This window comes from Streptomyces sp. NPDC042002 (genome assembly GCF_055588305.1).
In genome coordinates this window covers 65,015-78,441 of sequence record NZ_JBVJCT010000022.1, presented here as the reverse complement: position 1 = coordinate 78,441, position 13,427 = coordinate 65,015, and the positions used below count along the sequence as shown (strand labels likewise).

The following is a 13,427-nucleotide window of genomic DNA, read 5'->3' as shown; positions in this document are numbered from 1 at the left end:
CACCTACCTGGGGGGTAGACCCTTGAAAATTTCCGCGCGCCACAGACTCGTGGCGCTCACCGCGGCGACGGCCCTGGCCGCCGGCACCGCGACAGCCCTGGCACCGGGGGCGTCGGCCGACGTCACCGGGTGGCCGGCCGCCGACGGCAGGATCGCCGTGTCCGGCGACGGCATCATGTCGGTGGACGTCGACGGCAACGACGAGAAGCGTGTCTCGAACGGCTCCGACGACCAGTCGCCCGCCTGGTCACCCGACGGCAGCCGGGTGGTCTTCGAGTCGGCCGGTGTCGTGCAGACCATCAGCGTCACGGGCGGCACCAAGACGACGGTCTACGACGGGATCGAGGACGGCGCCATGGCGTCCCACCCCACGTACTGGGCCTACGGCCGCGAGATCGTCTACTCCGCGTCCAAGAAGCTGTACGCCGTCCTGGCCGGCGGCGGCACCCCGGTCCGGCTGCTGGCCGCCGGCGGCTGCGACCGCGTGCCGAGCGGGGACGCGACCGGAAAGTTCCTGGTCTTCCAGCGCAACGGAACCGGGTGCACCACCACCACGCCGTCGGTCGTGCTCTACAACGCCACCACCAAGACGGAGACCACGCTCGCCGCGGGCGGCTCGCCCGCCGTCTCGCCCGACGGCACCAAGGTCGCGTTCGTCCGCACCGTCGACGGTCACCGCCAGCTCTTCTCGATCAACACCGACGGCACCGGCGAGCGGCGTCTGACCAATGACGCCGGGGACTACGACACCCCCTCCTGGGCGCCCGCGAGCAACCGGCTCGTCGTGCACTTCAACCGGCCCACCAGCGGCGGCCGTCAGGAGAGCAACGTCGTCCTGACGATCACCGCGGACGCGGTGACGGAGGGCCAGCCCTTCCCCTGGGGCGGCTATTCGCCCGCCTGGCAGCCGCTGCGCAAGAACACCGTCTCCCGGGTCTGGGGTGCCGACGTCAACGGCAGCAACATCGCCGCGTCCCGCTGGACCTGGAACACGGTAGGCAAGAGCGAGCCGGGCCTGATGAACGCCTCGTCGGCCGTGCTGGTCTCCCAGGACAGCCAGTCGTACGCGCTGACCGCCCCCGCCCTCGCGGGCAAGAAGCACGGGCCGGTCCTGCTGACGTCCGCGACCTCGGTCTCGTCGTCCGTGCAGGCGGAGCTGAAGCGGGTCCTCAAGCCCGGCGCCCCGGTCTACCTCGTCGGCGGCACGTCGATCCTCAGCAGCTCCGTCTCCTCGAAGATCTCCGCGCTCGGCTTCACCCCGAAGCGGCTGGCCGGCACCTCGCGCTACTCGACCTCGGTCGCCGTCGCGAAGTCCATCACCAGCGCGCCGGACTACGTCTTCATCGCGACCGGCACCGACTACCACTCGGCGCTCGCCGCCGCGTCGGCCGCGGGCGCGGACGGGACGAGCGGCAAGGCGGTCGTCGTGCTCAACGACGGCAACACGCTGACCTCGTCCGTGAAGGCGTACCTCAACAGCCTGGACCCGCGCGACACCTACATGATCCCGGTCGGCGGCTCGGCGAAGTACGCGCTGACGCACACGTCGTTCTCGCACTGGCCGTCGTCGTACACGTACTACCCGATCGCGGCGAGCACCAACGCGGGCAACGCGGCTCTCCTCGCGCGGTTCTGGTGGGGCGGTCCGGGCAGCGTGGCCCTGGCCTCCACCGACAGCTGGCGTGGTGGCACCTCGGCCGCGGCGGCGATGAACGTCTTCGGCCCGATGCTGTGGACGGACGTCGCCACCCTCTCCTCCGAGACCAAGTCCTACCTGGTCCAGGGTGCCGCCAACATCAACGGCATCGCCGTCTTCGGCGGCACCGGCTCGGTGTCGGCGGCGGCGCTGAACTCCGCGGGCGCGGCGATCAGCGCGAGCAGCAGCCAGTGGACGTACACGCCGTATTACAACGGCCTTGTGCCGACGGCGACTTCGTTCTCCTCGACCGGATCGGCGGGGTCGGTCGCGGGTACTCCGGTGGCGCACCCCGGCACGGCGTCGCGGCCTCTCGCCGTGCCGGACCTGGGCGCGCTCAGCACCCGTCACCACCAGTAGACGGTTGAGCGGGGGCCCCCACCAGCATGGTCGGGGCCCCCGCCACCCGGGTCAGGAACACCGTCGCGGACCGGGGGCCCCGCGGCTTGACCTTCCGCCGCAGTTCCTCCGGCTCGACGGCCGACCCGCGCTTCTTCACGGTCAGGACGCCGACCTCCCGCTCCCGCAGCAGCGCCTTCAACTTCTTTACGTTGAAATGGAGTTGGTCGGTGATCTCGTACGCGGAGGCGTACGGCGTCGGGCGCAGTTCGTCGGCCGTGACGTAGGCGATCGTCTCGTCGACCAGGCCGCCGTCCAGGTCCTCGGCGACCTCGGCGACCAGGTGTGCGCGGATGACGGCGCCGTCCGGCTCGTACAGATAGCGTCCGACCGCCCGCACCGCCGGATCCGGCAGCCCGCGTCCGCGCAACTCGCGCGGGCCCGGTAGGAGGGTGGCGCGCACCAGGCCCGGCTCGGTGCCGAACCACAGCACCGCCTCCTTCACGTCCCCGCCGTCCGAGATCCACTCGGCCTCCGCCTCGGCGGGGATCGCCTCGTGCGGGATGCCGGGGGCGATCTTCAGCGCGGCGACCGGAGCCCGCAGGGCCGCGCCGACCGCCCAGGACAGCGGCGGCGAGTACGCCTCCGGGTCGAAGATCCGGCCCCGGCCGCCCCGGCGGGCCGGGTCCACGAAGACCGCGTCGTACGACGAGGTGTCCACCTGCGTCACATCGGTCTCGCGCACCTCGATGAGGTCCGTGAGCCCCAGCGCGTCGGCGTTCGCGCGGGCGGCGGCGGCCGTCAGCGGATCGCGGTCGACGGCGAGGACGCGGATTCCGGCGCGGGCCAGCGCGATGGCGTCGCCGCCGATGCCGCAGCAGAGGTCCGCGACGGAGCGGACCCCCAGCGCGCGCAGCCGCTCGGCGCGGTGTGCCGCCACGGTCGTCCGGGTGGACTGCTCGACCCCGTTCGGGGTGAAGAACATGCGTCCGGCGTCCTCGGCCCCGAACTTCGCCACCGCCCGCTGCCGCAGCCGTGCCTGTCCGAGGGCCGCCGAGACCAGTTCGGCGGGGTGCTCGCGGCGCAGCCGGGTGGCGACGGCCAGTTCCTGTGCCGGTTCGGTGGCGCGGACCTCGTCGAGCAGGGCGCGGCCCTCGGCGGTGAGGAGGGGGGCGAAGGAGACGTCGTTCACCCGGCCATTGTGGGCCAGTCGGTGGACGGTGTGCCTCCGGCGGCGGTGTCGGGGCCTTCGCGGGGTCGGTGACCTGGGAGGATCCGGCTCCATGCGACCCGTACGACAAAATGATAAAAACGGCGCAAACGGGGCCGGTGCGTGCTGGGGAGCCGGTGCGAGCCGCGGAGTCGGTGCGCGCTGGGGAGTCGGCGTGCTCGCCCTCGCCCTCCTCGTATCCGGCTGTGCCGAGACCGGCTCCGCCTCCGGCCCGGGCGCCGACGGCGCCAAGCCGGCCCACGGCCCGCAGGCCGGGTTCCGGGCGCCCGCCGCCCGCGCCCTCGCCGGGTACGCCTCCCGGCTCCGTCAGGCCGAGGCCCGGCGCGCCGCCGTCGCGAAGCGCTGGGGGCTGGCCGAGGTGCCGCTGACGCCCCCGGCGCCGCCCGCCAGGAAGCCGGTCATCGGGGCCCGCAAGGGTTTCGAGGTCGACGGTCAGAAGGAGCTGGGGCTGCCGCCCGTCTTCACGACCGTCCCCACCAAGGACAAGGTCGTCTTCCTCACCGTCGACGACGGTGAGGAGAAGGACCCCGTGTTCCTGCGGATGATGAGCGACCTGAAGATCCCGTACACCGCCTTCCTCACCGACTACCTCGTCAAGGACGACTACGGGTACTTCCGGAAGATGCGCGACCGTGGCATCACCCTCGACAACCACACCCTGCACCACCTCTATCTGCCCGCCCTCTCCTACGAGCGGCAGAAGCACGAGATCTGCGGCATGCAGGACGTGATGGAGAAGCAGTTCGGCAGGCGCCCGACCGTCTTCCGGCCGCCGTACGGCAACTACGACCAGGACACCCTGCGCGCCGCCGAGTCCTGCGGCATCGAGTACGCGCCCATCTGGGACGAGGAAGTCTTCGTCGACCACTGGGAGTACCGCGAGGAGGACCAGGACCTGCACCCCGGCGACATCGTCCTCACCCACTTCCGGGGCCGCGAGGACTGGAACGGCACCATGTCCGACATGGTCCGCCGCTTCCTGAGGACCGTCACGGCCAAGGGGTACGCGGTCGCGCGCCTGGAGGACTACCTGTGAGGGTGCGGGTGCCGGTCGCCGGGCTGCTCGTGGCGGTGCTGCTCAGCGGCTGCGCGCAGTCCGTCGACCCCATCGAGCGGCTCGGGAAGAAGGCCGCCCAGCGGGTGCACCCGCAGGAGTCGGCGTACCGCCGCTGGGGTCTGGCCGCCCCGCTCGTCCCGGCGCCGAAGGTGCCCGCCCGGACCGCCGCGCGCACCGCGGGTCCGGGACTTCCGCCCGTCGTGGACCGTGTGCGCACCCGCGACAAGGTGGTCTTCCTGACGTACGACGACGGGGCGGAGCGCGATCCGCGGTTCGTCGACATGGTCCGCGAACTGCGGCTGCCGGTCAGCATGTTCCTCACGGACAGTGTCGTCGGGCCGGGGTACGGGCACTTCGCCCGGCTGCGCGCGGTCGGCGCGAGCGTCCAGAACCACACCCTCGACCACGCCTCCCTGCGCGGTCTGCCCTACGCCGGCCAGCGCGCCGAGATCTGCGGACAACAGGACAAGCTCAGACGGCGCTTCGGCGTCCGGCCCCGGCTGCTGCGGCCCCCGTACGGCCGGTACGACGAGATCACCCTGCGCGCCGCCGCCGACTGCGGGGTCGCCGCGATCGTCCTCGGCCGGGCGGCCGACGCGCACCGGTTCCGGCCGGGCGACATCCTCGCCGACTTCGGCGAACCCGATCTCACGGGCGCCACGCTCCGGCTGCTCCGCCGGATCCAGCGGGAGGGCTTCACTCCGGCGCGGCTGGAGAACTACCTCTAGCCGGCGGGACAACTGTCTCCAGGGGGCCGCCGTTCGGCGGGGTCCGGCACTGTTCCGAGGCCGCCGAACGGTGCCGGACCACGCCGTTCGGGGCGCGCCACGCCGACGCCTTTGGCACTCCGCTTGACCGAGTGCTAATCGCAGTCATAGTCTCAGGTCTGGCACTCCCCCCTGGAGAGTGCCAATAGCGACAGGCAGATCCGGCACCCGCGACGACGGATCCACCTGGTCGCCACCTCAGACAGTTAACCCCGTGAGATCTCCGAAGGGGGAGGTCGGATCGTGACGACCACCAGCTCCAAGGTTGCCATCAAGCCGCTCGAGGACCGCATTGTGGTCCAGCCGCTCGACGCCGAGCAGACCACGGCCTCTGGCCTGGTCATCCCGGACACCGCCAAGGAGAAGCCCCAGGAGGGCGTCGTCCTTGCCGTGGGTCCGGGGCGCTTCGAGGACGGTAACCGTCTTCCGCTCGACGTCACCGTCGGCGACGTCGTGCTCTACAGCAAGTACGGCGGCACCGAGGTGAAGTACAACGGCGAGGAGTACCTCGTCCTCTCGGCCCGCGACGTGCTCGCGATCATCGAGAAGTAATTCACCCGGTAAGGGCGTTCGGGGTCATTCCCCGGACAACCCCGCACCAAGCATTGCAGTGAACTGCGCCCCTGGCCCCCGCTACCTCTGATGAACCGGGCGCTGGGGGCGCCGTTCGTTTCTCCCAAGTTTTCCGAGAGGGCTGAACCGCTCCCATGGCGAAGATCCTGAAGTTCGACGAGGACGCCCGTCGCGCCCTCGAGCGCGGCGTCAACAAGCTTGCCGACACGGTGAAGGTGACGATCGGCCCCAAGGGCCGCAACGTCGTCATCGACAAGAAGTTCGGCGCCCCCACCATCACCAACGACGGTGTGACCATCGCCCGCGAGGTCGAGCTCGACGACCCGTTCGAGAACCTCGGCGCGCAGCTGGTGAAGGAGGTGGCGACCAAGACCAACGACATCGCGGGTGACGGTACGACCACCGCCACCGTGCTCGCCCAGGCGCTCGTCCGCGAGGGCCTGCGCAACGTCGCCGCCGGCGCGTCGCCCGCCCTCCTGAAGAAGGGCATCGACGCCGCGGTCAAGGCCGTGTCCGAGGAGCTCCTCGCGACGGCCCGCCCGATCGACGACAAGTCCGACATCGCCGCCGTGGCCGGGCTCTCCGCGCAGGACAGCCAGGTCGGCGAGCTCATCGCCGAGGCGATGGACAAGGTCGGCAAGGACGGTGTCATCACCGTCGAGGAGTCCAACACCTTCGGTCTGGAGCTGGACTTCACCGAGGGCATGGCCTTCGACAAGGGCTACCTGTCCCCGTACATGGTGTCCGACCAGGAGCGTATGGAGGCCGTCCTCGACGACCCGTACATCCTCATCCACCAGGGCAAGATCAGCTCCATCCAGGACCTGCTGCCGCTGCTGGAGAAGGTCATCCAGTCGAACGCGTCGAAGCCGCTTCTGATCATCGCCGAGGACGTCGAGGGCGAGGCCCTGTCGACCCTGGTCGTGAACAAGATCCGCGGCACGTTCAACGCCGTCGCCGTGAAGGCTCCCGGCTTCGGTGACCGCCGCAAGGCCATGCTCGGCGACATCGCCACCCTCACCGGTGGTCAGGTCATCGCCGAGGAGGTCGGCCTCAAGCTCGACCAGGTCGGCCTGGACGTGCTCGGCAGCGCCCGCCGCGTGACCGTCACCAAGGACGACACCACCATCGTCGACGGTGGCGGCAGCTCCGACGAGGTCCTCGGCCGCGTCAACCAGATCAAGGCCGAGATCGAGAACACCGACTCCGACTGGGACCGCGAGAAGCTCCAGGAGCGCCTCGCGAAGCTGGCCGGCGGCGTGTGCGTGATCAAGGTCGGCGCCGCCACCGAGGTGGAGCTCAAGGAGAAGAAGCACCGTCTGGAGGACGCCATCTCCGCGACCCGCGCCGCGGTCGAGGAGGGCATCGTCTCCGGTGGTGGCTCCGCGCTCGTCCACGCCGTGAAGGTCCTCGAGGGCAACCTCGGCAAGACCGGCGACGAGGCCACGGGTGTCGCGGTCGTCCGCAAGGCCGCCGTCGAGCCGCTGCGCTGGATCGCCGAGAACTCCGGCCTGGAGGGTTACGTCATCACCGCCAAGGTCGCCGAGCTCGACAAGGGCCAGGGCTTCAACGCCGCCACCGGCGAGTACGGCGACCTGGTCAAGGCCGGCGTCATCGACCCGGTCAAGGTCACCCGCTCCGCCCTGGAGAACGCCGCCTCCATCGCCTCCCTGCTCCTCACGACCGAGACCCTGGTCGTCGAGAAGCCGGCCGAGGACGAGGGCGACGCCGGTCACGGCGGCCACGGGCACTCCCACTGACACACACGGAGAGCGCCGCCAGGCCATGAGTCAGCGCTGACGTCCCCCAGCGGGGGTGCCGTCGGCTGAACCGGGCCCGGCGACTTTGCCCCGCCGCTCCGCGGCGGGGCAAAGTGCTGTCAGAAGGTCGGATGCGCATCGGGCAGACAGGCGAAGGCGAGTCGGCTGTTCCCGGCGCTCGCGGCGGGCAAAGGCCCGGCCCGACCGCGGTACCCGCGCCGGGCGCCGGGCCGTGGCCCGGTCGTGCCCACCGTCAGCCGTCGTGCCGCATCAGGAACCTGACGGGTTCCGCGAGCGTTGCCCTGGCCCCTTCCTCGTCCGCCAGTCGCGCCGCGAGGGTGGCCTCCGCGAGGCGCCGGGGCAGGGCTTCGGCGAACTTCAGGCCACGTGCGGCTTGGAGGTCCACCTCCGGGAGCGTGAGTCCTGCCTCGGTGTCCGCCACCGCTGCTCGCCATGTCCGAGGGGTCAGATCGTCGCGCAGCCGGATGAAGCGGTCGTCGAGCTGCCGGTGCCTCAGGTCCACATCCTGTCAGGTCGCACACGGGGGGCGGAGAGGACGGCGGATCCGGGTGAGCGCTGAGCGGCTCGCCGGGTCCGCGTCGGCCGTGTCGAACCGGTTCGTCAGTCGCGGCGGATCAGCTCCGGATCGATCCGGCGGCCGGCCAGCGGCAGTGAGCCCGCTGCCGCGGCCACCACCACTCCCGCCACCGCCAAGGACAGCAGGGGGATGCCGGCGACATCCCAGCGGATCGCCCCGCCACCGGTGACCAGGTAGCTGGACTCGGCGAGTTTCCCGGTGACGGCCGCCAGGGCGAGACCGAGACCGAGCGGCAGTACCACCTGGAGGCACTGCACGGCCCGCATGGTCCGTGTCCGGGCACCGATCAGGGTGATGGCGGTGACCTGCGCCCGGCGTTCGACCGCGCGGTCGGTCACGGACACCAGGAACGCGGCCACGCCGATGACCAACCCCATGATCATGCCTAGGGCCAGCAGGGTTTCGACGACCGATATCTGTTCGAGTCCCTGGACGTTCAGTCCGACCAGCTCCACCTCGGCGATCGGGGCGATCGCCCCGATGCCGTCGAGGACCTTGCGGACCTGGCCAGGTTCCGAGCTGCTGGTGAGCACGAGCTCGGCGTCACGGGGGCGAGTGTGTTCAGGCAGCGCCGACGGAGGAACGAGAAGCACGGCGTCGCCCACGGCGGACGCGGAGTACCCGCTGTAGACGATCCGGGCGGCGGGAAAGCCGATGTCGAGGTGCCCGGCCTTGCTCCCCGAGAGAAGGAACCGGAAGGGCGTGCCCGGCTTCACGCCGGATCCGACGCTGGAATTGGGGTCGACGAGCCGCATCACCTTGCCGTCCACGCAGCCCTCGGAGCGCTGGACCATGCGGTCCAGCTGCGCACAGCCGGCGATCAGGGCGGTGGCCGACGAAGCGAACGCGTCCCCAGGGCTCTTCCTCTCGAAATCGACCCAGGAGTTCATCGTGACGGCGTGGGTGCGCACACCGGCCATGTCGCCCAGTTCCCTCTGCTGGCTCGAGGTGAGGGCGGACAGGGACAGGGAGTAGTCCTGCACGGGTCCGGACGGTCGGCTGACCTGTTCCAGCTGGATGAGAACACCCTGGGCGAGCGAGGCGGCGTAGACGAGGAGCACGAGACCGGTGACGACCCGCATCGTGCTTCCGGGCTCGGCCTCGTTGCGTCGCATCGCCAGGTTGAGCGTGAGGGACTGGGTGGAGGCCGCCACCCGGCGGGCGAGAACGTACGAGATCAACGGGAGCGTGAGCACGAGCCCGACTCCGGTCAGCACGACGCCGCCGACCACGAGCAGCGCGTTCACGCCCACACTCGACGCGGGGTGTCCGAGCAGACCGCTGACGCAGAAACCGGACACGATGCCCATACCGGCGACAAGGAGGAGAGCGCCCCACTTGGACGGTGGCCGCGGGAGCGCGGTGCGGCGTACCGCCAGCGGGTTGGCGGCGGCTTCCCGCGCACTCTTGCGGCCGACGAACCAGGCCAGCGCCGGGCAGCCGATCAGACACACGGCGACGGTCGTCGTGGACAGGGCACCGTCGCCCGGATACCACCGCAGCGCGGGCAGTCCCGTCCGGGACATCACTTGGTTGAGAACCCAGTACTCCCCGAGGCCGAGTACGGCGCCGAGCAGTGCGGCCATCACGGTCTCCGCGGCGTTCACACGCTGGGTGCCCTTGATACTGAGGCCCAGCAGGCGCAGCGCCGCCAGACGCCGCATGCGGCTGGCGGCGGAGAGACGCGCACAGACGGTGAGGAAGATCCCCAGGGGCAGCAGAACCAAGGTGGCCAGAGCGAAGCGCACGTCCGTCAACGTGGACGGTTCCACGGCAGGGGACGGGGCGTAGTCGTATCCGAACCCCTTCAGGATCCGGCCCTCGTGGGCGATCCGGCCGCGCGTGGTGCCGATGTATGCGTACAGCTCGTCCGGGTGCGCGAGCCCGGCTCCCGCGATGGTTCCCTTCTCACGTCCGGGAAGCAGCCCCTTGATTGCGGGTGCCTCGCGCAGGAGGTCGTGGACCCGCGGCGAGACGAACACCTCGCCGGGGGCGGGGAGCCGGGGCAGACCAGGTGGGGCCGACCGTGTTCCCTCGGTGCCCCGGGCGATGAACACGCGGGTGAACGGCCTGGATCCGTACGCGTCGGAGCGCTGGACGACGAGCGTGCCGTCCGCCGGCCCTTTGGAGGAGGTGACGGGCTGTCGTGCCGCGGCCCGGCCGTCGTGGGCGTGCAGGATCGCCGGAACGGTGAGAACGAGGGCCAGGCAGCAGACACCGATGGAGCCTCCGGCCGCCATCAGGAAGAAACGTGTGCGGTTGCCTCGGCCTGCGCCGAGGAGCAGCCGCAGGCCGAGCAGGAATTCGGTCACGCCGCACCTCGCGGCGTGAGTATCCCGTCCGTCATCGTGTAGCGGGTGTCGGCCTGCGCGGCCACCCCGTGGTCGTGCGTCACCAGAATGACGGCGGTGCCCTGTGAGCGGGCCAGCCCGAGGAACTCCTTGAGTACGGCGGAGGCGTTGGCACTGTCCAGGGAGCCCGTCGGCTCGTCCGCGAAGACGACCGCGGGCTGGTGGACCAGGGCGCGTGCCACCGCGGCGCGCTGGCTCTGTCCGCCCGAGACCTGTGAGGGCCGGCGGTGACGCAGCTCGCCGAGGCCGAGCCGCTCCAGCACTTCACCCGCTCTGGCGAGGGCGGGCCGCTTTCGCTGTCCGGTCAGGCGCAGTGGCAGTGCGGTGTTCTCCTCGATGGTCAGTTCCGGCAGCAGTTCGCCGTACTGGAAGACGAACCCGAAACGTTCCCGGCGCAGGGCGCTGATCTCGTCGTCGGAGAGGTCACCGAGCGAGCGCCCTTCGAAGCGCACCTGGCCGCGGGTGGTGGGCAGCACCCCGGCCAGGCAGTAGAGAAGTGAGGACTTGCCGGAGCCGCTCTGCCCTGTGATGGCCACGACCTCACCCGGGGCGACCGAGAGGTGGGCTTCGCGGACAGCCGGCTGGTTGCCGTAGGAGAGGTCGACTCCCGCGGCTGAAATGATGTCTGACGTACTGATGGCTTCCCCCAAGAAGCGAGCGGGCCCAGGAGTATGTGTCCCTGGGCCCGCGGTGCTGTCGAAGCGCCGACTACCTCTGGTAGTGCTTCGTCGACGAACAGTTGTCAGGGTTGAGCGAGCCCTTGTCACGGCAGACGCGGATGTAGGCGTCATCGGTGTGCAGAGCGGCGCCGTCCCAGTTCAGCTTGTCGAGCGGGACGCTGCGCTTCTGCGTGCCGCTGTAGCGGCTCCAGTCGTAGCCCTCGACACGGACCTGTATGTAGACGTTGTGACCGTCACCGTTGTCGGTGTCGTTCAGGTTGCCCGCCCACTCGAAGGCGCCGTGGTTCTGGTTCGAGGGTCAGAAGGCGTACTGGCCGCTGGTGAACGAACCGCCGCCGGTGGTCAGCGGCGTGATGGTGTGCCATGAGACGGCGGCCGCCGTCCCCGCGCTGACGGCGAACAGGCCCGCGGCGATGGCGCCGACTGCCAACTTGCGCATGTTTTCCTCCCGTTGTTGTGCAAAACCCCGGATGGTCAGGTCCGGAGCCGTCGTGAACCTAGCAGCCGTGAAGGAGGGGTAATGGCATGGTCAATTCCATTCCGTCCATTTTCGATCATGTTTCGGGATGGGTGGCTTTGCCTCCGTTTGGCCTTTGCTTGGCTTTGACTTGCCCGCTATCTGAGCTTTTTCTAACGATGGTGACGAATCGTCAGTTGTGAACGGTCGGGAATTCGGTACTGTCGCTCCACTGGCCACGACCGCCCGGACGGTCTTGCCGGAGGCGCCGGGCCGCAGGGTCGTACCCCATTCCCCGGCGAGCGGGGCGACGAGGATGGGTCCCTGCCCGCGGGCGCGACAACCCGGGCGCCGGCGTCGACCGGGCACGCATCGGTTCTCCGGACTCGTACCGGATCCTTGTACCAGTCGAGTGGTACCGTAAGGGTGTACCACTTCTTGGGAGGATGAGTCCATGGCCATCACCGCCAGCGAGGCCCGAGCCAGGCTGTTCCCGCTCATCCAGCAGGTCAACGACGATCACGAGCCGGTCGAGATCACCTCCAAGGGCGGCAACGCCGTACTGATGTCGGCCGACGACTTCCGCTCCTGGCAGGAGACCATCTACCTGCTCCGCAGCCCTGCCAACGCCGCTCGCCTCATGGCGGCCGTCGCCGAGGACAAGGCTGCCGAGACACCGTTGATCACCAGGCCCATGGACGACCTGACGGCCATGGCGGAGGACGGGCAGTGAGGGATGTGCGGTTCCGTCCCACCGGATGGGAGGACCTCCTCTACTGGCAGTCCGCCGACAAGAAGCTGTTCGGCAAGCTCATCCGCCTGATCAGGGAGATCCAGCGCGACCCTTTCACGGGGATCGGCAAACCCGAACCGCTGAAGGGGGAGCTGTCGGGCTACTGGTCACGCCGGATCGATGACGAGCACCGGCTGGTCTACCGGGCCACCGAGAAGGAAATCGTGATCATCAAGGCTCGGTACCACTACTGAGGGATCGCCGCGCACAGGCCCGTGTGGGGCGACTGCGTCGAAGTCCTGCCGCGGTGTTTGATGCCCTGCGGCACCTGGTGCTCGCGTCGGGCAGCCCGGTCCACCTTCGCGCGCTGCTCCTCGGAGGCGGCGGCTCCGGCCAGGTATATACGGACGCGGCCGCTCTCCTGCACGAGCCCGTCGTCACGCACAGCCGGCCGGTCCTCCCGGCCGGGGCCCGCGTCGAGGGCACGGGGTTCGAGTTTCCCGCTCCAGCTGTCCCTTCAGCTCCTTGGCCTTGAGGTCGGTCAGATGGAGGGGATTGCGCAAGGTGCGTACGCGGTCGCTGGGGAACTGCCAGGTGTCGCCGTGGTTCACCACCCTGCCGGCATGGCCCTTCAGTTCCGGCAGGTGAGCCCGCCCGGCACGGCGATCAACACGTCGCACTCGTTGATCCGGCCGGACGCCGCCGTGAACTGGAACGTGGCCCACGCCCGGTAGGGCTCGGTCTTCGGCATCAGCTCGCGGAGATGGTCCAGACCGGCCTGCTCCCAGCCGAACACGGACTGTTGCGGCTGGAACCAACGCTTCCGCGGACAACGCAAGGAAAGTCCGCCGACAACGCAAGGAAAGTACGGACGGTCACGCTCAGAGCCGGTCGTCGCGCACCACGTCCAGGTCCGTGAACGTCGGCATCCCGTCGCAGAGCGCCACCATCTCCTGGAAGATCCTCTCGGTCTCCGGGAGCTTCGAGTTCCGCATCGCCTCTTCGTACGACGGGAACTCCACGATCTCCACGAAGTGGTTCGCGTCGGAGCGGTCCTTGCCGATGACGCTGTGCGTCGCGGTCCGTGTCCCCTTGGTCTTCTCGACCCATGTGTCCATCAGCTGGTTCATCTCGTCGAACCGACTGGTTTTGCAGTCAATCAGCTGTACGAAAGTCATGGCGCCG

Annotated in this window: 13 protein-coding genes and 1 pseudogene; 7 read left to right on the top strand and 7 right to left on the bottom strand. The window is 69.8% G+C overall.

Annotation, left to right across the window (positions count from 1 at the left end; translation table 11 throughout):
- Nucleotides 1-22: 22 nt before the first annotated feature.
- A complete protein-coding gene (locus ACZ6KY_RS27375) occupies nucleotides 23-2,056 on the top strand; it encodes a cell wall-binding repeat-containing protein (protein ID WP_469312939.1) in 2,034 nt (677 codons plus the stop codon).
- Here ACZ6KY_RS27375 and ACZ6KY_RS27370 read toward each other — a convergent pair.
- The gene (locus ACZ6KY_RS27370; protein ID WP_469312938.1) at nucleotides 2,034-3,227 is read right to left on the bottom strand and encodes a class I SAM-dependent methyltransferase; all 1,194 of its coding nucleotides are present in this window, start codon (nucleotides 3,225-3,227) and stop codon (nucleotides 2,034-2,036) included. The genes ACZ6KY_RS27375 and ACZ6KY_RS27370 overlap by 23 nt on opposite strands.
- A gap of 91 nt (nucleotides 3,228-3,318) precedes the next feature.
- Here ACZ6KY_RS27370 and ACZ6KY_RS27365 point away from each other — a divergent pair, with 91 nt between their 5' ends.
- From ACZ6KY_RS27365 to groL, 4 genes are all read left to right on the top strand, one after another.
- Complete coding sequence (locus ACZ6KY_RS27365) at nucleotides 3,319-4,302, top strand: polysaccharide deacetylase family protein (protein WP_469312937.1); 984 nt, start codon at nucleotides 3,319-3,321, stop codon at nucleotides 4,300-4,302.
- On the top strand, nucleotides 4,299-5,051 hold the full coding sequence (locus tag ACZ6KY_RS27360; protein WP_469312936.1) for a polysaccharide deacetylase family protein: 753 nt from the start codon (nucleotides 4,299-4,301) through the stop codon (nucleotides 5,049-5,051). The genes ACZ6KY_RS27365 and ACZ6KY_RS27360 overlap by 4 nt, the downstream gene beginning before the upstream one ends.
- A 282-nt stretch (nucleotides 5,052-5,333) precedes the next feature.
- Nucleotides 5,334-5,642, top strand: a complete 309-nt coding sequence (gene groES / locus ACZ6KY_RS27355; protein WP_261705370.1) for a co-chaperone GroES — start codon at nucleotides 5,334-5,336, stop codon at nucleotides 5,640-5,642.
- Nucleotides 5,643-5,797: 155 nt separating this feature from the next.
- Complete coding sequence (groL, locus tag ACZ6KY_RS27350) at nucleotides 5,798-7,423, top strand: chaperonin GroEL (protein WP_468820711.1); 1,626 nt, start codon at nucleotides 5,798-5,800, stop codon at nucleotides 7,421-7,423.
- A 253-nt stretch (nucleotides 7,424-7,676) separates the two neighbouring features.
- On the opposite strand, the gene ACZ6KY_RS27345 is transcribed toward groL, so the two are convergent.
- The 4 genes from ACZ6KY_RS27345 to ACZ6KY_RS27330 form a co-directional block, all read right to left on the bottom strand.
- Entirely contained in the window at nucleotides 7,677-7,946 is a 270-nt protein-coding gene (locus ACZ6KY_RS27345) for a hypothetical protein (protein WP_469312935.1), read from the bottom strand.
- 98 nt (nucleotides 7,947-8,044) lie between these two features.
- Entirely contained in the window at nucleotides 8,045-10,333 is a 2,289-nt protein-coding gene (locus ACZ6KY_RS27340) for an ABC transporter permease (protein WP_469312934.1), read from the bottom strand.
- Nucleotides 10,330-11,022 (bottom strand): ABC transporter ATP-binding protein, encoded by a 693-nt coding sequence (locus ACZ6KY_RS27335; RefSeq protein WP_469312933.1) that lies wholly within the window; start codon nucleotides 11,020-11,022, stop codon nucleotides 10,330-10,332. The genes ACZ6KY_RS27340 and ACZ6KY_RS27335 overlap by 4 nt, the downstream gene beginning before the upstream one ends.
- 328 nt (nucleotides 11,023-11,350) lie before the next feature.
- Nucleotides 11,351-11,491, bottom strand: coding sequence for a hypothetical protein (locus tag ACZ6KY_RS27330; RefSeq protein WP_469312932.1), 141 nt, complete (start codon nucleotides 11,489-11,491; stop codon nucleotides 11,351-11,353).
- 472 nt (nucleotides 11,492-11,963) lie between these two features.
- On the opposite strand from ACZ6KY_RS27330, the gene ACZ6KY_RS27325 reads away from it, so the two are divergent.
- Together ACZ6KY_RS27325 and ACZ6KY_RS27320 are read left to right on the top strand one after the other, a co-directional pair.
- Nucleotides 11,964-12,242, top strand: a complete 279-nt coding sequence (locus ACZ6KY_RS27325; protein WP_469312931.1) for a type II toxin-antitoxin system Phd/YefM family antitoxin — start codon at nucleotides 11,964-11,966, stop codon at nucleotides 12,240-12,242.
- Nucleotides 12,239-12,496: a Txe/YoeB family addiction module toxin gene (locus ACZ6KY_RS27320; RefSeq protein WP_355844059.1), complete on the top strand. Its 258-nt coding sequence runs from the start codon at nucleotides 12,239-12,241 to the stop codon at nucleotides 12,494-12,496. The genes ACZ6KY_RS27325 and ACZ6KY_RS27320 overlap by 4 nt, the downstream gene beginning before the upstream one ends.
- 377 nt (nucleotides 12,497-12,873) lie before the next feature.
- Here the strand turns inward: ACZ6KY_RS27320 and ACZ6KY_RS27315 are convergent, their stop codons facing one another.
- Nucleotides 12,874-13,038, bottom strand: coding sequence for a hypothetical protein (locus ACZ6KY_RS27315; RefSeq protein ID WP_469312930.1), 165 nt, complete (start codon nucleotides 13,036-13,038; stop codon nucleotides 12,874-12,876).
- Nucleotides 13,039-13,126: 88 nt separating this feature from the next.
- Nucleotides 13,127-13,420: pseudogene (locus tag ACZ6KY_RS27310) on the bottom strand (ester cyclase); the annotation flags it as partial.
- Nucleotides 13,421-13,427: the final 7 nt, after the last annotated feature.